We start from the raw sequence: 18,826 nt of genomic DNA on the forward strand, positions 1-18,826 counted from the left end.
GGGAAGGCTTCCAGAATCCGTTTCCGATAACGGATTCGAGGACCGGACCATGTTGAGCAGCATCCCCTGCACCCTGATGCGCGGCGGCACATCGAAGGGCCCTTACTTCCATGCCGCCGACCTGCCGGCCGATCCTGCCGAGCGCGACCGCGTGCTGCTGGCGGCGATGGGTTCGCCCCATGCGCGCCAGATCGACGGCATCGGCGGCGGCGACACCCTCACCAGCAAGGTCGTCATCGTCAGCCCGTCGTCGCGGCCGGGTATCGATATCGAATACCTGTTCGCGCAGGTGTCGGTGGAGACCTCGACCGTGGATACCACACCCAACTGCGGCAACATGCTTTCCGGTGTCGGTCCGTTCGCGCTCGAGAACGGACTGGTGCAGGCGACCGACCCGGTGACCACGCTGCGCATCCTCAATCTCAATACCGGCAAGGTGGTCGAGGCGGTGGTGCAGACACCGGGCGGTCGGGTGAGCTACGACGGACTTGCCCGGATCGACGGTGTGCCCGGCAGCGGCGCTCCGATCGTGCTCAACTTCCTCGATGCCGCCGGAGCCAAGACCGGGCGTCTGTTCCCGACCGGGCGGCGGATCGATGTGATCGACGGCGTCGAGATCTCCTGTGTCGACTTCTCCAGTCCGCTCGTCTTCGTTCCTGCGGCAGCGCTCGGCAAGACCGGCTATGAATCGAAGAAGGAACTCGATGCCGATCCGGCGCTGAAGGCACGGCTGGAGTCCATCCGCCTGCAGGTGGCACTGATGGCCGGGATGGGCGACGCCCGCGACAAGGTGCTGCCCAAAATCGCGCTGGTGGCGCCGCCACAAGGCGGTGGGGTGATCGCATCGCGCTACTTCACGCCGTGGAACTGCCATTCCGCCTTCGCCGTGACCGGTGCATTGTGCCTGGCCGCGGCGGCGAGCACGCCGGGCACCATCGTCCACCGCCTGGCGCGGATCAACGCGACCGACCCGGCCCTGGTGACCATCGAGCAACCCGCCGGCACGCTCGACATCCGCATGCAAGCGGCGCCGGGGTCGACCGCTGCCGATCCGGTGTACGCCTCTGCCGGCCTGGTGCGCACCGCCCGGCGGCTGTTCCGGGGCAGAGTGCACGTTCCGCTCGACGACCACATCGAGGCCGCCTGAGCCGGCCCCGGATCCACGTTCGTGTCCGCAGATCCACCCCATGGAGAGGGCGCTTCGGGCGCTTCTTTGTTGATGCGATAGTCGCATTAATAAGCTGTTATTTTGCATTTCAGGCAATTAATAACGATGGGCATACTCGTCTCGGTGCAGCCGCTCCTGCACTGAGTCCGAGAACGTCGGGTGCATGCCGCATCCGGCCATCGGCCTTCGACAGCCCCGTCCATCCGTGGAACGGGGGTGGACCAACCAAGGAGGAACAATGAAAACCACACCATCGCCAAAGCTGCTGACCGTGCTTGCCGCCAGCCTGCTACTCCCCGTGCTTGCACATGCGGCAGAAGAAGACGGGCATAAGCTCGAACTAAAGGTGCGCGGCATCCATTTCGATCGCGAGTTCGAAAACTCGGCCAACGATCGCACCCAGACCGCGCTCGGCCTGCAGCTGAACTACGAGTCGCCCTATTTCGCCGACGTGATCGGCTTCGGGGTGTCCGGCTACAGCGTGACCCGGCTCGACTCGTCCGGGCGTGTCGTCAATGACATCCTCAAGGTCGACAACAGCGGCGACTTCCACGATTCCTTCGGCAAGATCGCGGAGGCCTTCGTCAAGCTGAAGCATCGCGATCTGCTCGCATTCAAGCTCGGCAAACAGCTGCATAAGTCCATGTTGCTGAGCAGTTCGACCAGCCGCGCCGTGCCCAACACCTACTCGGGCGGCAGCGGTGTCGTGACCCCGATGAAGGGCTTGGAGTTCTATGGCGCGGTCTATAACGAGTGGTCGCGTCGTGCGGACTCGAGTTTCGAGGAGTTCGCCACCGATCGCTCGGCCGAGGGCGACATCGACTACGTCGCTCTCGCCGGCGCCGAGTACAAGAGTGGGCCGGTCGCGGTCAATCTCGAATACCTCAACTCCAAGGACTACCTGACCAAGGTCGGTCTGGTCGGCTCCTATACCTTCACCCTTGCCGACAAGAACAAGCTCAAGCTGACCGGCGGAGTCCATACCTCGCGCGACGCCGGCAAGCTGTTCGTCACCTCGTCCGAGAACAACGAACTCGACGACGAGGACAAGTACGCTGCCGGTGCACGGAGCGACAACGATGGGCAGGGGATCTATCTGGATCTCGACTGGCGTGTCGGCAACGTGATGCTCGGTGCCGCAGTGGCGAAATTCGACGGCGCCTGGATCGAGGACAACTTCACCGGCGACCATGGCACCAACCCCTTCCCGACCGGGGGCGTGCTGGCCGACATGACCAACAACGATGAAACCGTGTGGATGGTCCGTGCCGGCTACGACTGGAAGGACATCGTCAAGGGCTTGGCGACGACGGTCAAGTTCAAGCAGGGCGACGGGGCGAGAAACAGCCATGTGAAGAACCTGGGCGAGGCGGACGAGGAGGAACTCGAGTTCGACCTGCGCTACCAGATCCCCCTGGTCAAGGGCCTGAACCTGCGCTACCGCTACCTGCACTACACCTCCGACAAGACCGGCCGGGTCGACGGCGTGCTCGCGGACAATACCGACCACCGCGTGTATCTGGACTACACCTACCGCTTCTTCTGAGCGCATTTCCGGCAGTGGGGGTATTCGTCCGTGGGGCCCCCCATCCCCGCTGCCGGACGCTGCAGTCTCCTCCGCGCAGCCCCTCCGGGGCGTGCGCTTGTGCTCCGTCCGGCCCGATCCGGTTGGGGCACTTCTTTTTCGGCGCTGAAAGCGGTTCGAAAGCAAGTTTGCGTCCAATCCGTTCCGTCCGGTTGCGTCACGTCGCCGATCGGATGTCCACACCAAGAACGGAGGATCACCATGAAACAAACAATGAAGCTTGCTGCGCTGGCCGTTGCGTGTACCTGCCCGGCGTTTGCGCAGGCACAGTCGAACGTCACCATCTACGGCCTGCTCGATATCAACCTGGCCCAGGAGCGCGCCGGCAGCCTCAAGCGCAACGCGATGGACACGAGCGAACTCAATGGCTCGCGGCTTGGCTTCAGGGGCACTGAAGATCTGGGCAATGGGCTCAAGGCACTGTTCACGCTAGAGGCGGCGGTCGCTCCCGATACCGGTACCTCGTCGGGCTACACGCGCCAGTCGTTCGTCGGCCTGGAAGGGTCCTTCGGGCGCGTCACCCTGGGCCGTCAGTACTCGCCGGCCTTCGTCGCGATCGATCCCTACGAGTCGACCGGCGCCTCCGACCGCTCGGCCGGCATGCTGCACCGCAAGACCGGCTCGGTCGCGCGTGGCTACCAGGTGCGCTTCGACAACATGATCAAGTACCGCTCGCCCGACATGGCCGGCTTTTCCGTCGATGCAGGCTATTGGACCGGTGCGGAGAACGTCAGTACCGACAGCGATGTCCGGCGCCAGGGTCGCGGCTACGGCCTGACCGGCATCTACAAGAATGGACCGCTTTCCACTTCGGTGGTGACCCAGACCTTCCGTTCCAACGATACCGGCGGGCGAGCCACGACCCGTGGCATCGGCGGTGCCTACGACTTCGGCATGGTCAAGCTGTATGCGTTGTACACGCAGGACAAGGAAAGCGGGTCGCAGGGTGATGGCAAGGCGCGCAGCTACGCGGTCGGTGCCGAGATCCCGGTCAGTACCGCCGGCACCGTTGCGGTCTCGTACGGAAACCGCGACGAAAGTGGCGAGGCGGGTGCGGAAGACGCGTCGGGTGCATCGATCTACTACATGCACAACCTGTCCAAGCGCACCACGCTGTACACCGCCTATTCGCAGATCAACAACCGCGGCGATGCCAACTACGGCTTCAACCTCACCCCGGAAGCGGGCGACAACGCCAAGGTGGTCATGGCCGGTATCCGCCACAAGTTCTGATCCTGCCTCGTCTCACGCGGCATCGCTCCTCTAGCGCACCGTCCGCGAGGAATGGTGTGTATTCAGCCCCGACCGGTTCATTCGGTCGGGGCTGTTTTTTTCTCACTCCCGCCAGGACTTCATCATGGATGATCGGACACGCGCTGCCGTGCCCCGCCACCACTCGGTTCCGCGGCAACGGATGGCGCCGCTGATGTCGGCGCGGACGTCGAGGCGCGACATGTCCATCGGCGTGGCCGACGAGCGCGCTCCCGTGGGCACGCCCGCCCGCAGCCCGGTATGGCATGGGGGTATTCGCCACAAACTGATGCTGATGATGGCGCTCAGTGTCGCCGGACTGATCGCCGCGAGCGCGGTGAGCCTGTTCGGCATCTCCCGCATCCAGGATCAGGTGACTGGCCTGAACAGCGCGCGCTTTCCGGCCATCCGCGCGCTGGAGGGCTGGCGCCATGCCGGCTTGCAGACCCGCTCGCTGGCCCTCGAGATCGACAGCTGGGCCTTTGCCAACGACGCCGGAGCGCGCTTTGTCGAACTTGCCGCCGCCAAGCGCGCCCTTCTCGGGCGTGCCGGTCTGGCGCGCGATGCCTATGCGGCGATTCCCAAGTCGGCCACCGAGCAGGCGCTGTGGCTGCAGCTTGCCGACGGCTGGCAGCAGTGGCTGCAGTCGGAGCAGAAAATCCTCGCGCTGGTCGATGCGGCGGCTGTTGCCGACGAAGGTCGGCGCGCCATGCTGATGCTCGAGTTCAAGGCGCCGATCAGCGAACAGGTCGGGCCGCAACAGGTGCTGATGAGCGCGCTCGATGCCGCGGTGGGCGAGCAGGAGCGGCTGACCGCGGTCGCCGGCGACGAGGCGTTTGCCGCCGTCACCGCCGCACGCAGCCTGAGCCTGATCGTGCTGCTGGTGCTCGGTACGGCGCTGGCGGTAATGACCGCCTGGCTCGGACGCTCGATCGTGCGCCCGCTGCAATCGATGCGGGACCTCGTCATCCGGGTTGCACGCGAGGGCGATTTCACCGTCCGCGCCGAGATCACCCGGCGCGATGAGTCCGGCGAGACCCTGGCCGCGCTCAACGAACTGATTGCCTCCATCCAGCGCTCGATGCGCGAGGTGCTCGATAGTGCCGACCGGATCGGGGCGGCGTCCGCCAAGGTGTTGCAGGCCGCGTCGCAGGTTGCCGACGGCAGCCGCGAGCAGAGCGGTGCGAGCGCACACATGGCGGGCACGATCGCCGCCATGAGCGCAGGCATCCTGGCGCTGGCGGAGAGCTCGCGGGCGGCGCTGACGCGCGCCGAGCTGGCCGGCGAGCGCGCAGGCGAGGGGGCGCTGATCGTCGGCGACAGCGCGCGTGGCGTGCAGCGGATTGCCGACACCGTATCCCATGCCGGCGACTCGGTGCGCTCGCTCGACGACCAGTCGGAGCGCATTGCGGCGGTGGTGGACACCATCCGTGATATCGCCGACCAGACCAATCTGCTCGCCCTCAATGCCGCCATCGAGGCTGCCCGTGCCGGCGAGGCCGGGCGTGGCTTCGCGGTGGTGGCCGACGAAGTGCGCAAGCTTGCCGAACGGACCACGCGCTCGACTACCGACATCCACGACACGATCGGCAGCATGCAGACGATCTCGGCCGCGGCCGCGAGCCGCATGAGCGAGGTGGTGGCCCAGGTCGACAGCGGCCGGGCGCTGGCCACCGCGGCCACCACCTGCATCGATGACATCCGTGCCTCCGCTGGTGAGGTCGCGGCCGCGATCCGCGGGGTCAGCGACGAGCTCGCAGTTCAGGAGTCGCGCGCCGGCGAGATTGCCGCCGAGGTGGCGCGCGTCACCCGCATGGCGGACGACAGTGCGGCGGTGGCGGCGGCGACCGCTGGCGTATCCAGGGATCTGGACGTCCAGTCGCAGGCACTGCGCCAGGCGGTGAGCCGGTTCCGGGTGTAGGCACTATTGCGGCCGCCATGGCTCGGTCAATGGCGAAAGCGTTTCGAAAGCACGGATCCCTAGGATCCACGATCACCAGACCCCACAACAAGGAGACAGCATCATGCAAATAACCGGAATGTTGTATGGATCGCGCCTGTTGCAGTTCGCAGACTTTCCCACCGCCGAGATCCTCGGGCCCGATGCCAGCGAGGAGGCGATCAAGGACCTGATCGATCGCCACGGCTCGGTGTTCGTCAAGCCGCTGTTCAAGGGTGGGGTCGGAAAGAAGGGCAAGGCCGGCCTGATCGGCCGTGCCAAGGATCTGAAGACGGCGCTGGCGGAGAAGGAGCGGCTTTACTTCGTCGAGCACCGCCATGGCAACCAGGTGGCGAAGGCGAACGGGGTGACCTTCGAGGGCGCGGTACCGGCCGAGCACGAAGTGTATTTCTCGATCACCGACTCCACCGAGTTTCGCGCGCCGACGATGACGCTCACCCACATGGGCGGGGTCGACATCGAGGAGCTGGACAAGACCCAGATCGCACGTATTCCGTTCGATCCGCTCACCGGCCTGAAGGCCTTCGTGGTCGCCAACGCGCTCGCCGACATCGGCGCGCCCAAGCAGATCATCTCGCCGCTGGTGCAGCACCTGCCGCGTTTGTGGGAGCTCTACCACGACTTCGGCATGAACACGCTCGAACTCAACCCGATCCGCATGCGCCCCGACCGCCGCGGGCGGCTCACCCCGGTGGCCTGCGACTTCAAGTGCGGCTTCGACCGTGACGATCCGCGCTGGCACCGTCTCGACCTGCCGGCGCATCTGTTCGCCGCCGATTACTCGGACTTCGAGCAGGAGATCAACCAGCTGCGCACCCACCAGGGGCAGAGCGACGTGTACGTGATCAACGACAACGGCACCATCCTCGCGCCGACCTTCGGCGGCGGCGCCAACTCGCTGGTCACCGAGATGCTCGGTGACGACGCCATCATCTCCTCGGACTTCGGCGGCAATCCGCCCTACGAGAAGATGAAGTCGGTGGCCACGATCTGTTTCAAGCACTGGCTGCGCCAGTCCAACGTGCTCTTCATCATCGGCGGCAAGTCCAACAACACCGACATCTTCGAGACCTTCCGCGCCATGGCCGACGCCCTGCGCGAGCACTTCGGCACCCACGGCCCCACGCCCTTGTATGTCGTCGTCGGTCGCGGCGGACCGAACCTGGTGCGCGGCATGGGCGTGCTGCGCGATACCTGCGAGGCGCTGGGCCTGCCCTACCGCCTGTTCGGCTTCGATTCGGCGATGAGCGAGGTGGTCGACTACGCCCGCGAGGTAAACGAGTGGATGAAGGCCGGTGGCCGCGAAGCGGTCGCGACCCATCTGCGCATCGCCCCTGCGGCGACGACTGCGTGATCGACGGCCCCGGACAATAGAAGGAAGGAGACAGCGATGTATCAGCAAGGTGTAGGCGAATTCAAGTACTACGTCGGGATCAGCTCCCTGGCCCATATCGCCACCCGTGACGACCGGGTGTGCGTGCTCAATATCCTCGGCGGTGAATCGAGCGAAGTGACCCCGGTCGGCCACGCCTGGTCGGGCGGCAACGTCGTGTTCGGCACCTCGCCGGGCCGCCGCGGGCAGAAGCTGGAGACGCCCCTTGGCAACGTCCCGGTGTACAACAGCGTGCGCGAAGGGCTGGACGACGGCCACCGCTTCAACTGCGGCGTGGTCTACCTGCCGCCGTCGGCCGCACGCGACGGCGTGGCCGAGCTGATCCGGGTGAATCCGGACCTGAAGAAGATCTTCATCATCACCGAGAAAATTTCGGTGCACGATGCGCGCGAGATCCGCGCCATGGGCCAGCAGGCCGGCATCGACATCTTCGGCGCCAACTGCCTCGGGGTGGCCGACTCGTGGAATCAGGTCCGCATCGGCGGCGCGCTCGGCGGCGATTTCCCTGGCGACACCCTCAAGCGCGGTTCGATCGCGATCCTGTCGAACTCGGGCGGCTTCACCACCACCATCGCGCAATACCTGCGCATGGCCGGCTGGGGCACGACCACGCTGGTGTCCAGCGGCAAGGACGTCTACATCCACTACGCGGCGCCCGAATTCGCCTTCGCGCTCGCCAACGACGCGCGCAGCAAGGCGGCGGTGCTGTACTGCGAACCCGGCGGCTACTACGAGCGCGACGCCGACTTCACCAAGCCGGTGGTCGCCTGCGTGGTCGGGCGCTGGAAGGCCAAGCTCACCCGCGCGGTGGGCCATGCGGGGGCGATGGCCGGCGGCCAGGACGATGCCGCGGCCAAGGAAAAGTGGTTCATGGACAAGTTCGGGGTGGACGGCATCTACACCCCGGAGAACCCGGTGTTCTCGGCGAAGGGCGCGCTGGTCACCAACATCGCCCACATCCCGGCGGCGCTGACCGCGGTGATGCGCGCCAATGCCACGCTGCCGGACTTCGCGCCCGAAGGCACGATGGAGCTCAAGCCGTGGTTCGGTTCCAACATGGGTCTCGCGCTGCCGGAGCCGCTCGACCTGCCGGTGGTCGAGGGCCCCGAGCCCTACCGCAGCCAGGTCGCCATGCTGGCGAAGCAGGTCGGCGCGGTGTTCCCGCGCGAGGCAATGAAGGATGCCTCGGGTGCCTCGCAGATGGATCCGGCGACCCAGGTCTCCAGCCTGTACGGCACCAGCGTGCTCGAAGCCGCGCGCCTGCCGCTGGAGGCCAACGTCAGCCTGGCGCTGTTGCGCGAACCGGGCGGCGAGAACGACCGCAAGCTGGTCAATGTCGCCCTCGGCGCGAGCATCAATCTGTACGGCAGCCCCGAGCTGGCCGCCGCCCAGGCTGCGCGCGAAGCCGGCAACGCGCCCAACAGCGTGCTCGCGGCCGCCACCTCCATCGTCGGTCCGCGCCGCGCCGAAGCGGCGAGCCGGATTGCCACGGCGATGATCGAGCGTTTCGCCGAGGCCGGCATCCGCGATGCCCTCGCCGAGGACGTCGACCTCGCCGCCGTCAACGCGGACGAGGCGCTCGCCGCCCTGGTACGCAGCGCGGAGCCCGACCCACGCGCCATGGCAATGCTCGCCGGGCTCGAGGCACGGGGTGCGCGCTCGGTGTTCGTGCGCTACCTGCGCGGCCTGCCCGGTCACGTCAGCGCCGATGCGGTGCTGGCGGCGGTCACCACCACGTTGGCCTGGGGCCCGTTGATGCGCAAGCGCGTGTCGCGGCTGACGGTCGAAACCCTGCCGTGGTGGATGCGTTTGTTCGGCACCGTGATCGGCGCCTCGGCCCCGGTCGCCGCCCACGGCGCGGACGGGTTCAACGGCTTTGCCACTGCCGACCTGCTCGGCCGCGCATCGATCACCGAGGTCGCCTACCATGCCCTGCTCGGCCGTGCCCCCGAAGCGGCCGACCTGTTCGCGTTCCAGACCCTGGTCGGGATCCTGCTCACCAACGGCCCCGGCACCATCTCCGCCCAGGGCGTCAAGGGCGCGGTGTCCGCAGACGGCCCGGAAACGCCGCAACGGGTGCAGCTCAACAAGGCGCTCACCGGTTTCCTGACCCACACCGGCTATGCGCATGGCGGCAATGGTTTCGAAGGCGTGCAGTTCCTGATCGAGCAGTTCCGCGACAGCGCGCTGCAGGATCCGACCGATCCCGCGCACGGCGTCGACCTGAAGGCGATCGCGCTGCGCTATGCCGAGGACTATGCCAATTACAAGTCCGGTGCCAAGTCGCTGGGCAGCCTCGACATCCGCAAGATCCCCGGCGTGAACCATCCGGTGTTCAAGGACAAGCCGGTGAACCACGACCCGCGCGAAGTCTTCATCCGCGAGCTGATGGCAGGGCGTGGGGAGGCCAACGCCTTCCACGACTTCTATCACGCGCTGGTGCAGGCGCTGCGCGATACCGGGGTGTCGCGCACGGTGTATTGCGTGAATATCGACGCGGTGATCGCCGCGCTGCTGCTCAAGCTCACCTGGAAGCCGTGGCGCGCGGGCGAATTCTCCGACAGCGCGCTGGAGTCGGCCGCATTCTCCATCTTCCTCTATGCGCGCATGCTCGGCTGCGCGGCGGAGGCAGACGATCACCTGAACCGGGGCCGCAACATGGACACCCGGACCGCGGCATCCCGTTGCCGGTTCGTCAGCTGATTGCGGGTCCACCTCAGGAGAGACACATGGATCGTCGCACCTTCAATCTTGCCGCGCTGGGTCTGGGGGCCGCCGCCGTGCTGCCGCTGGGCCCTGCCGGTTGTGCCAGCCCGCGCCCGGGAGGGCGCGTGGCTGCCGTGGACACGCACGCGCATGTCTTTCATCGCGGCTTGCCCTTCGTCCCCAATCGCCGCTACACGCCGGACTACGACGCGCTACCCGCGGACTATATCGCCGTACTCGACGCGAACGGAATGTCGCACGGGGTGATCATCCCGATCAGCATTCTCGGTACCAACAACGACTACACGGTGGAGTGCCTCCGCGCCAGTGGCGGTCGCCTGCGCGGACTGGCGGTGGTGGACCCCGAGAAGGACATCGCGAAGCTGGATGGACTGGCCGCCGCCGGTATTGTCGGCATCCGCCTCAACCTGATCGGCAAGCCGGTGCCGGACGCGCGTCAGGGCGCCTGGCGCGAACTCTTCGCGGCCTGCGCGAAGCTCGACTGGCAGGTCGAGGTCTATGACGACGCCGCGCGCCTGCCGCAACTTCTGACCCCGCTGGTCGATGCCGGCGTCAACGTGGTGGTCGACCACTTCGGCAAGCCCGCGGTGAAGCTGGGGGTGGACGATCCGGGCTTCCGGTACCTGCTCGGACTCGGCGCGACCCGCAAGGTATGGGTCAAGCTCTCGGCCCCTTACCGTTCGAGCAATGAGATCGCCGCCGCTGCGGCGCCGCTGTTGCGCAAGGCCTTCGGGCCCGAGCGCCTGCTGTGGGGCAGCGACTGGCCGCACACCGGCTTCGAGGGCAAGGTGAACTACGCCGGACTGCGGGCACAGCTCGATGGCTGGATTCCCGATGTCGCCGAGCGCCGCATCGTGCTTGCCGACACCCCGGCGCAGCTGTTCCGCTTCTGAGCCCCCGGCCGGTTTGCGGGCACGCGTCCGCAAACCGGCGTCCCGATCCATCGCCTTTCGAGTCTCCGATGAAAGAACCTGCCCCCACTCCAAGCGGCGAACCCGCGATCCGCACCATCGCCATGCCCGGCGATGCCAATCCCGCCGGCGACATCTTCGGCGGCTGGCTGATGGCGCAGATGGACCTTGCTGCGGGCAACGTTGCCGCACGCCGGGCGCGTGGCCGCTGCGCCACGGTGTCGGTCGACCGGATCACCTTCCTGCAGCCGGTCTATATCGGCGACGAGGTCAGCCTGTATGCCGAGATCACCCGCATCGGGCGCACCTCGATGTCGCTCCAGGTCGAGGCCTGGCGGCGCTCGCGCGATGGCGAGGAGCAGATCAAGGTGACCGACGCGACCTTCGTTTTCGTCGCCCTCGACCAGGGCGGCCGGCCGCGCGTGATTGCGCCCTCGGCGAGCGACGTCCGGCTCTGAAGGGCTGGGGTCGCGCCCCTTTTCGCATCCCTACCGCCCCGCTGCGGGCGGGGGAATGCGTCCGGCCACGCTGATCCGGTCGCCGTCGACGTGCAACACCACGATCTCCCCCGAAGCTGGAAAGATGCCGGAAAGCGGCGTGATGTTCGCCTGGTGCGTGACCAGCACCAGCGGCAGGTCCGTTGCGCGGTGCGCGCGGATCAAGGCCCGCACCTCGGCGCTGCGCGCCGCTTCCTGGCTGCGGTCGGGAAACAGCGAATCCAGCCCCGCGAACGGCGTTACAGGGCCGAGCCCGAGCAGGGCGGCGGTCTCCAGGCAGCGGCACCAGCGACTCGAATGAACGGCCGCGCGCTCGATGCCGTGGGCGCGAAAGCGGTCGCCGGTCGCCCGCGCCTGTTCGCGTCCGGCGTCCGACAGATTGCGCTGGGTGCTGCAATCGTCGATCCGGAACGCCGCCGGATCGCCCACCCCGGGGGCGAGCGCATGGCGCATCAGGGCCACGTGGCCGCCCCCCCGCAGCGCGGACCACAGCGCCTCATCCGCCAGCGCGGCGGGCAGCGCGATCAGCCATAGCAGGCCGGCGAGCAGGATCTTCATGGCAGGCTCCTCGGAAGGGCTGCCCTATTGTGCGACGAGGCTGCGGAACTGTCCAAAAAGCGGTCCGGGTCCCGAGACGGCGCTTTTTGATTCATGTCATGCCGCGTGCAGATCGGTATTGAAAGCGACGGACGGGCTGCTAGGTTTGGAATGGCGAATAGTCCGAATGGCAACAACCATGGAGTTGATCATGAAATACACGACACTGAAGGCACTGCTGCTTGCGGCGATGCTGTCCGGGAGCGCTTTCGCGCAGCCTGCTGGAGGTACGCCTGCGGGTGCGGACGATACTCCGATCTATGGGTCACAACTGATGACGGAACAGGAGCGCGCTACCTATCGTCAGCAGATGCGGTCGGCAGCCTCGGTGGAAGAACAGGAACGCCTGCGCATCGAGCATCACGCGCAGATGCAGAGTCGAGCGAAGGAGCGTGGTGTGACACTTCCGGAAGTGCCGCCGGCACGTGGCCAGATGGGACCGGGTGGCGGCATGGGACCGGGCGGTGGCGGCATGGGACCGGGCGGTGGTGGCATGGGACCGGGCGGTGGTGGCATGGGACCCGGAGGTGGCGGCATGGGACCCGGCGGCGGAATGGGCGGTGGTCCCGGGCGCTGACGCATACGGATCGTGCCGGCGCAGGACATCGCTCCAACCACGGAGCCCGGCAAATGAGTGGTGCCCGGGAGGGGCCGACGACTTCGCGGAGCGACGTTTTATTGTGCGACCAGCTTGCGGAACTGTCCAAACGCGGCCTGGGCGCCCAGGGTCAGCACCACCACCCGCAGCACGTGGCAGGCGGTGATCAGGGGAACGCCGAGCTGCAGCACCTTGGCGGTGATGCACATCTCGGCCACACCGCCGGGGGCGGTGGCGAGGGCGAGGGTGGCGAGCGGGATGTCGGCGAAGCGCGCGAGCAGCACGGCCAAGGCCATGCCGAGCACGATCGACAGCAGCGCGGTCAGCGCGGCCACGCTCATGAAACGCGGCGCGGCACGGAAGAATTCGCGCGAGAAGCGGCAGCCGAGCGAGCAGCCGATCAGCAGCTGCCCGGCATTGATCATCCAGCCGGGCAGGGCGGAGAGCGGAACCGCAAGCGCGCTCAATACGCCGACGCCGAGCAGCGGGCCGAGCACCCAGGCGTTGGCGATGCGCAGCACGCGGAACACGCCGACCCCGGCCAGGCTGGCCGCCACCAGCAGCGGCAGGCGGGCAAAATCGACCTCGTGCGATTGCGGGATGTAGAGGTCGGTGCCGTGGGCGCCGGCCAGGGTGAGGGCGAACGGCACCAGCGACACTACCATCATCACCCGCAGCGCGTGCGCGGCGGCAATGCGGTCCACCGCGCCGCCCCAGCGTTCGGCCAGCGTCGCCATCTCCGAGGCGCCGCCCGGCAGTGAGGCGAAGAACGCGGTCGGCACATCGGTCCGCGCCATCCGCAGCGTGAACAGCGCGCACACCGAGCCCAGTGCGAGCGAGGCCAGTGCCGCCCCGATCACCAGCGGCGCGTGCTCCACCAGCTGGCTCACTACCACCGGCGAGAAATACAGCCCGAGCGCCGCGCCGATCGCCCATTGCCCGGCCTGGCGACCGCCGGCGGGCGGCTGCAGGCGGAGGTCGCACATCCGTGCCCCGGCCACCGCGAACAGCGGCCCGATCATCCACGGCAGGGGCATGCCGGCGTACTGGGCGAGCAACGCGGCCCCCAGGGCCAGCGCCAGGGTGGGCAGGACGTGGCGCCAGTCGGCGAGAGGCGCGAATGCGGATTTCGGCATGCAGTCGGTTCGGGTGATCGGCGGGTCAGCGTGGTTTGGTGGCCGTTTCCCACTGGCGCAGGAAATCGCGTTGCTTGGCCTGGTCGAGGTAAGTCAGCAGCCCGGAGCCGATCGGGATCGGGCGGAACGCGGCACCCAGCTGGGTGCGCAGGCCGACGGCATTGTCGGTGGTCACGTCCTCGCGCACGGCGAACAGTCCGGCGTTGCGCGCCAGCACGGTCTGGCCGTGGCGTGACAGCAGGTGGTCCAGCCATAAGCGGGCAGCCTGGGGATGGTGCGCATGGCGGGTGATGAAGGCCACCCGGCTCAGCACCAGGGTGTAGTCGCGCGGCCAGATCACCCCGATCGCAGGGTCGGTGCGGGTGCGGGTCAGCGCGTAGGAGCCGAGCACGTTGTAGCCGATCAGCTTCGCGCCGCTGGAAATGTCGTCGAGCATTTCGGCCGAGGTGGCGTAGGCGCGAATGGCATTGTCGCCGAGCGCCTGCACCAGGGCCCAGAATGCGATCGGGTTGGACTGCGCGTCCTGGGTATGCAGCAGCAGCCCGACGCCGGACAGGCGCGGGTCGTAGGTCGCGAGCCGGGCGTTGAAGCGGGCCGGTTTGCGGTTCAGCAGGTCGATCAGGGCCGCATGGGTGTCGGGCACCTCGTCCGCGGCCAGTGCGGCCTTGTGGTAGACGAACACGGCGGGTTCATAGGTGGTGCCGAAAGCCTCGTTCTTCCACACCGCCCACGCCGGCAGTGCCGCCGTTTCGGCCGAGTGGTGGGCCTGGGCGTAGCCGTCGTTGACCAGCTTGACCTGCAGGTCCATGGCCGAACTCCATACCACGTCGGCCTTGCCGCCCTGGGCGGCTTCGTCGATGACGCGCTGGTAGAGCGCGGTCGAGTGCATGTCGTGATACTCGACCTTGATCCCCGGATGACGCAGCTCGAAGTCGTCGATCAGGGGCTGGACGACCTCCTTATCAGTGGCGGCGTAGATCACCACCCGGCCTTCGGTGGCGGCGACCGCCATGCGGTCGGGGGTGACCTGCGCGACCGCGCCCGCGGCGAACAGCCCGAGTGCGCTTGCCAGCAGGCTACGGCTCCAGCTCATGTGCGCTCCTCTTTTTTCGTCCGGCGCACATGTGCATGGCGCTGTCGGTAGTTTGCGACAATAATCCGTGTCCAAGCTTTCGTTTCACTTTCACTACCATGCGCCTGCTGCTCGTCGAGGATCACGCCGAACTCTCCCAGTGGGTCGCCAAGACACTGCGCCATGCGGGCTATGTGCTGGACGTGCTCGATCGCGGCGACCACGCCGATCACGCGCTGCTCACCCAGCACTACGACTTGGTCATCCTCGACCTGTCGCTGCCGGGCATGGACGGGCTGGAGGTACTGCGCCGGATGCGCGCGCGCGAGAAGGGCATGCCCACGCCGGTGCTGGTGCTCACCGCGCGCGGCGCCACCGAAGACCGGGTGCGCGGACTGAACACGGGCGCCGACGATTATCTGACGAAACCTTTCGACCTGGGCGAACTCGAGGCGCGGATCAAGGCCCTGCTGCGGCGCAGTGGCAACCTCGTGCCCATGGTCCGCATCGGCCTGCTCGAGTTCGACACCAATGCCCGCATGGCCACCGTCGCGGGGCGCCCGTTGGCGCTCACCCCGCGCGAGCTCGCGGTGCTGGAAGCGCTGTTGTCGCGCAGCGGGCGTCCGGTGGCGCGCGAGGCCCTGTTCGAAAAGGTGTTCGATTTCGACGCCGATGCCCGCGTCGAAGCGATCGAGATCTACGTCTCGCGGCTGCGCAAGAAGCTCGAGGGCTCGGGGGTGGCGATCAACACCCTGCGCGGCCTGGGTTACCTGCTCGGAGAGGCGAACGAATGAGGCCGCAGGTCGGGGCTGCAGGCGCGCATGTCGGGTGAGGTCGGGGTGGGGCCGCGCTACAGCCTGCGCCGCCGGGTCGTCTGGTGGCTGCTGCCGCCGCTGGCGGTGATGCTCGCGGTCAATGCATGGCTTTCCTACCGCGGCGCGCTGGAGGCGGTGAACCGCGCCTACGACCGCTCGCTGACCGCGTCGATCAAGGCCGTTGCCGAGCAGACCCATTCGGTCGGGGGCGAGGTCCACGTCAACATCCCCTATTCGGCCTTCGAGATGTTCGAGGACAAGGCCCAGGAGCGGATCTACTACGCGGTGATCGCACCGTCGGGGGCCTTGCTGACCGGTTACCCCGAGCTGGTGCCGCCGTCCGGGCTGCCCGAGTCGGGCGAGGTGCTGATCGTCGACAGCCACTTCCGCGGCGAGGACATCCGCCTCGGGGCGATGAGCAAGCGCCTCTACGACCCGGTGCTCGTCGGTGGCGACGCGGTGCGGATCGTGTTTGCCGAAACCACCGGTTCGCGCGTGGCGCTGGCGCGCAACCTGTTCCTCGACAGTCTGCGCCGCCAGATTCTGCTGCTGTGCGTCGGTGCAGTATTGATCGTGTTTGCCCTGCGCAGCGCGTTCCGGCCGCTGGTCGAACTGAGCGATTCGATCCGCAGGCGCCGCGAGGAGGACCTCACCCCGGTGCCGGCCGCCAACGTGCCGAGGGAAGTCGGACCGCTGATCGACGCGATCAACCACCATACCGAGCGGCTGTCGGCGATGCTGGTGGCGCGCCGGCGCTTCCTTGCCGATGCCGCACATCAGATCCGCACCCCGCTGGCGGTGCTCACCACCCAGGCCGAATACGGCCTGCGCCAGCACGAGCCGGAGGAAATGCTGCGCACCTTCGCCAGCCTGCTGCGCAGCATCCGCGCGACGCGGCGGCTGGCCAACCAGATGCTGACCATGTCGCGTGCGGAAGCGGTCAATGGCCTGATGGACGAGCGGGCGCCGGTCGATCTCAACGTCATGATCAAGGAAGTGGCGATCGAGCTGGTGCCGCTGGCGCTGAAGAAAGGCATCGATCTTGCCTTCGAGGGGCCGCAGACCGAGGTGATCATGCTTGGCAATCCGCCGATGCTGCGCGAAATGGTCGCCAACCTGATCGACAACGCAATCCGCTACAGCCCGCCGGAATCCCAGATCACGGTCGCGGTGGCGGCGTGGCACGGCGACGGCATGATCAGCGTCACCGACCAGGGGCCGGGCATTCCCGAAGCCGAGCGCGAGAAGGTGTTCCGGCGCTTCTACCGCATCCTCGGCCACGGCCAGGGCCCCGGCCACGGCGACACCGACGGCAGCGGTCTGGGGCTGGCGATCGTGCGCGAGATCTGTGTCGCCCACGGCGGGACGATCACGCTCAAGGACGGCGAGGGCGGACGCGGTCTGTGCGTCGAAGTGGAGTTGCCGCTGGCGGGGCGGGTCTAGCGCCGCCGGCGTTGCGCGCCGGCGTGCGGCCACAGCAAAAAAAAAGAGGCGCCCGAAGGCGCCCTTGAAGTAGCTGCGAGCAGGGACGGCGCCGCAGCTTGAGTCCGGATCCTGGAACAGCGGGAGGAGAGGGCCGGAACCCGGACTTTTTCGGGGCTGGCTCAGGCGATGACCGCTTCGCGGCGCTTCTCCATCATCCGCATCAGGCGCGGACCGACCAGCATGGCGATCGCCGCCACCCACAGTCCGATCGCGATCGGGCTGCCGAACAGTACGCCGACCTCGCCGTTGCTGATCGACAGCGCGCGACGCAGGTTCTGTTCCATCATGTCGCCGAGCACGAAGCCGAGGATGAAGGGTGCGATCGGGAAGTTCATCACCCTCAGCAGGTAGCCGACGCCGCCGATCACGGTGCCCAGCACCAGGTCGAAGGTGTTGCCATGCACCGCATACACCCCGACCATCGAGATCGCCGCCACCCCCGGCACCAGCGCCCAGTTCGGAATCGACAGGAACTTCACGAATACCCGGATCAGCGGAATGTTCAGCGCCAACAGCATGATGTTGGCGATGAACAGCGACGCGATCAGGCCCCACACGATCACCGGCTGATCCTGGAACAGGGTCGGGCCGGGGGTGATGTTGTACAGGGTCAGCGCGCCCATCATCACCGCGGTGGTGCCGGAGCCGGGTACGCCCAGGGTCAGCATCGGCACCAGCGAGCCGTTTGCCGAGGCGTTGTTGGCCGCTTCCGGCGCCGCCACGCCACGGATGTCGCCGTTGCCGAAGTCGCTGTCCTTGCCTGCCATCCGGCGCTCGCTGGCATAGCACATCGCCGAGGCGATGGTGGCGCCCGCGCCCGGCAGCACGCCGATGAAGAAGCCCGCCAGGGAGCAGCGCAGCATGGTCCACTTCGCCAGCATGAGCTCCTTCATGTTGAACATCAGACGGCCGGTGATCGCCATCGGCTCGGTGCCGGAGCGTGCGTGTTGCAGCATCAGCATGAGTTCGCTGACCGCGAACAGGCCGATGACGATGACGATGAACGGGATGCCGTCCTGCAGGTGCAGCGCACCGAAGGTGAAGCGATACACACCGCTATTCGAATCGATGCCCACCGTCGACAGCAGCAGGCCGACCAGGCAGGCGATCAGGGCCTTGGGCAGCGAATCGCCGACCAGGCCGCCGAGGCAGCACAGCGCCAGCACCATCAGCACAAAGTACTCGGCCGGACCGAAGGCGATCGCCCATTCGGCCAGCAGCGGCGCGAACAGTACAATGCCGATGGTGGCGAGCAGCGCGCCGCAGAACGAGGCCAGGGCGGACATCGACAGCGCGGGGCCGGCAAGGCCCTTTTTCGCCATCGGATAGCCGTCGAGCGTGGTCATCACCGCACCGGCGTCACCGGGCACGTTGATCAGGATCGCCGAGATCCGTCCGCCGTACTCGCAGCCGGCATACACCGCACACAGCAGGATCAGCGCCGACTCCGGTGGCAGTTTCATCGCGAACGCGATCGGCAGCAGGATCGCGACGCCATTGATTGGGCCCAGTCCGGGCAGCAGGCCGACGATGGTGCCGAGGAAGCAGCCGATGAGCGCGATCATCAGGTTTTCGGGCGTGCCGGCGACGGCAAAGCCCTGCATCAGCAGTGATAGTGTGCTGTCCATGAT

Annotated in this window: 15 protein-coding genes; 11 read left to right on the forward strand and 4 right to left on the reverse strand. The window is 67.2% G+C overall.

Annotated elements, in window-relative coordinates; all coding sequences use genetic code 11:
* Positions 1-49 precede the first annotated feature (49 nt).
* The 8 genes from AC3A35_RS13270 to AC3A35_RS13305 all read left to right on the forward strand — a co-directional run bounded on the left by AC3A35_RS13270 (position 50) and on the right by AC3A35_RS13305 (position 11,453).
* Positions 50-1,147: a 4-oxalomesaconate tautomerase gene (locus tag AC3A35_RS13270; protein ID WP_487436594.1), complete on the forward strand. Its 1,098-nt coding sequence runs from the start codon at positions 50-52 to the stop codon at positions 1,145-1,147.
* Positions 1,148-1,406: 259 nt separating this feature from the next.
* The gene (locus tag AC3A35_RS13275; RefSeq protein WP_487436595.1) at positions 1,407-2,714 is read left to right on the forward strand and encodes an OprD family outer membrane porin; all 1,308 of its coding nucleotides are present in this window, start codon (positions 1,407-1,409) and stop codon (positions 2,712-2,714) included.
* Positions 2,715-2,954: 240 nt separating this feature from the next.
* Positions 2,955-3,986 (forward strand): porin, encoded by a 1,032-nt coding sequence (locus tag AC3A35_RS13280; RefSeq protein ID WP_487436596.1) that lies wholly within the window; start codon positions 2,955-2,957, stop codon positions 3,984-3,986.
* 124 nt (positions 3,987-4,110) lie between these two features.
* The gene (locus tag AC3A35_RS13285; RefSeq protein WP_487436597.1) at positions 4,111-5,925 is read left to right on the forward strand and encodes a methyl-accepting chemotaxis protein; all 1,815 of its coding nucleotides are present in this window, start codon (positions 4,111-4,113) and stop codon (positions 5,923-5,925) included.
* 103 nt (positions 5,926-6,028) lie between these two features.
* Entirely contained in the window at positions 6,029-7,318 is a 1,290-nt protein-coding gene (locus AC3A35_RS13290; RefSeq protein ID WP_487436598.1) for an ATP citrate lyase citrate-binding domain-containing protein, read from the forward strand.
* Between the two features lie 36 nt (positions 7,319-7,354).
* Entirely contained in the window at positions 7,355-10,060 is a 2,706-nt protein-coding gene (locus AC3A35_RS13295; protein WP_487436599.1) for a CoA-binding protein, read from the forward strand.
* Positions 10,061-10,086: 26 nt separating this feature from the next.
* Positions 10,087-10,977 (forward strand): amidohydrolase family protein, encoded by an 891-nt coding sequence (locus AC3A35_RS13300; RefSeq protein WP_487436600.1) that lies wholly within the window; start codon positions 10,087-10,089, stop codon positions 10,975-10,977.
* Between the two features lie 68 nt (positions 10,978-11,045).
* Complete coding sequence (locus AC3A35_RS13305) at positions 11,046-11,453, forward strand: acyl-CoA thioesterase (protein ID WP_487436601.1); 408 nt, start codon at positions 11,046-11,048, stop codon at positions 11,451-11,453.
* Between the two features lie 30 nt (positions 11,454-11,483).
* On the opposite strand, the gene AC3A35_RS13310 is transcribed toward AC3A35_RS13305, so the two are convergent.
* On the reverse strand, positions 11,484-12,050 hold the full coding sequence (locus AC3A35_RS13310; protein ID WP_487436602.1) for a histidine phosphatase family protein: 567 nt from the start codon (positions 12,048-12,050) through the stop codon (positions 11,484-11,486).
* A 190-nt stretch (positions 12,051-12,240) separates the two neighbouring features.
* Between AC3A35_RS13310 and AC3A35_RS13315 the strand changes: the two genes are divergently transcribed.
* On the forward strand, positions 12,241-12,666 hold the full coding sequence (locus tag AC3A35_RS13315; protein ID WP_487436603.1) for a hypothetical protein: 426 nt from the start codon (positions 12,241-12,243) through the stop codon (positions 12,664-12,666).
* Between the two features lie 98 nt (positions 12,667-12,764).
* On the opposite strand, the gene AC3A35_RS13320 is transcribed toward AC3A35_RS13315, so the two are convergent.
* Positions 12,765-13,823, reverse strand: coding sequence for an AbrB family transcriptional regulator (locus tag AC3A35_RS13320; protein ID WP_487436604.1), 1,059 nt, complete (start codon positions 13,821-13,823; stop codon positions 12,765-12,767).
* A 25-nt stretch (positions 13,824-13,848) separates the two neighbouring features.
* Positions 13,849-14,916: an ABC transporter substrate-binding protein gene (locus tag AC3A35_RS13325; RefSeq protein WP_487436606.1), complete on the reverse strand. Its 1,068-nt coding sequence runs from the start codon at positions 14,914-14,916 to the stop codon at positions 13,849-13,851.
* 98 nt (positions 14,917-15,014) lie between these two features.
* On the opposite strand from AC3A35_RS13325, the gene AC3A35_RS13330 reads away from it, so the two are divergent.
* Entirely contained in the window at positions 15,015-15,689 is a 675-nt protein-coding gene (locus AC3A35_RS13330) for a response regulator (protein WP_487436607.1), read from the forward strand.
* A gap of 27 nt (positions 15,690-15,716) precedes the next feature.
* On the forward strand, positions 15,717-17,153 hold the full coding sequence (locus tag AC3A35_RS13335; protein ID WP_487436608.1) for a sensor histidine kinase: 1,437 nt from the start codon (positions 15,717-15,719) through the stop codon (positions 17,151-17,153).
* A 161-nt stretch (positions 17,154-17,314) separates the two neighbouring features.
* On the opposite strand, the gene AC3A35_RS13340 is transcribed toward AC3A35_RS13335, so the two are convergent.
* Positions 17,315-18,823, reverse strand: a complete 1,509-nt coding sequence (locus tag AC3A35_RS13340) for a tripartite tricarboxylate transporter permease (RefSeq protein WP_487436609.1) — start codon at positions 18,821-18,823, stop codon at positions 17,315-17,317.
* Positions 18,824-18,826 lie beyond the last annotated feature (3 nt).

Source organism: Azoarcus sp. Soil_N_20 (assembly GCF_057656155.1).

Bases quoted from the DNA above. Each gene is read 5' to 3' on its own strand.
- AC3A35_RS13340 (WP_487436609.1), bottom strand. From the start codon at position 18,823: ATGGACAGCACACTATCACTGCTGATGCAGGGCTTTGCCGTCGCCGGC.
- AC3A35_RS13335 (WP_487436608.1), top strand. From the start codon at position 15,717: ATGTCGGGTGAGGTCGGGGTGGGGCCGCGCTACAGCCTGCGCCGCCGG.
- AC3A35_RS13320 (WP_487436604.1), bottom strand. From the start codon at position 13,823: ATGCCGAAATCCGCATTCGCGCCTCTCGCCGACTGGCGCCACGTCCTG.
- AC3A35_RS13295 (WP_487436599.1), top strand. From the start codon at position 7,355: ATGTATCAGCAAGGTGTAGGCGAATTCAAGTACTACGTCGGGATCAGC.
- AC3A35_RS13330 (WP_487436607.1), top strand. From the start codon at position 15,015: ATGCGCCTGCTGCTCGTCGAGGATCACGCCGAACTCTCCCAGTGGGTC.
- AC3A35_RS13325 (WP_487436606.1), bottom strand. From the start codon at position 14,916: ATGAGCTGGAGCCGTAGCCTGCTGGCAAGCGCACTCGGGCTGTTCGCC.
- AC3A35_RS13275 (WP_487436595.1), top strand. From the start codon at position 1,407: ATGAAAACCACACCATCGCCAAAGCTGCTGACCGTGCTTGCCGCCAGC.
- AC3A35_RS13310 (WP_487436602.1), bottom strand. From the start codon at position 12,050: ATGAAGATCCTGCTCGCCGGCCTGCTATGGCTGATCGCGCTGCCCGCC.
- AC3A35_RS13300 (WP_487436600.1), top strand. From the start codon at position 10,087: ATGGATCGTCGCACCTTCAATCTTGCCGCGCTGGGTCTGGGGGCCGCC.
- AC3A35_RS13315 (WP_487436603.1), top strand. From the start codon at position 12,241: ATGAAATACACGACACTGAAGGCACTGCTGCTTGCGGCGATGCTGTCC.
- AC3A35_RS13290 (WP_487436598.1), top strand. From the start codon at position 6,029: ATGCAAATAACCGGAATGTTGTATGGATCGCGCCTGTTGCAGTTCGCA.
- AC3A35_RS13270 (WP_487436594.1), top strand. From the start codon at position 50: ATGTTGAGCAGCATCCCCTGCACCCTGATGCGCGGCGGCACATCGAAG.
- AC3A35_RS13285 (WP_487436597.1), top strand. From the start codon at position 4,111: ATGGATGATCGGACACGCGCTGCCGTGCCCCGCCACCACTCGGTTCCG.
- AC3A35_RS13280 (WP_487436596.1), top strand. From the start codon at position 2,955: ATGAAACAAACAATGAAGCTTGCTGCGCTGGCCGTTGCGTGTACCTGC.
- AC3A35_RS13305 (WP_487436601.1), top strand. From the start codon at position 11,046: ATGAAAGAACCTGCCCCCACTCCAAGCGGCGAACCCGCGATCCGCACC.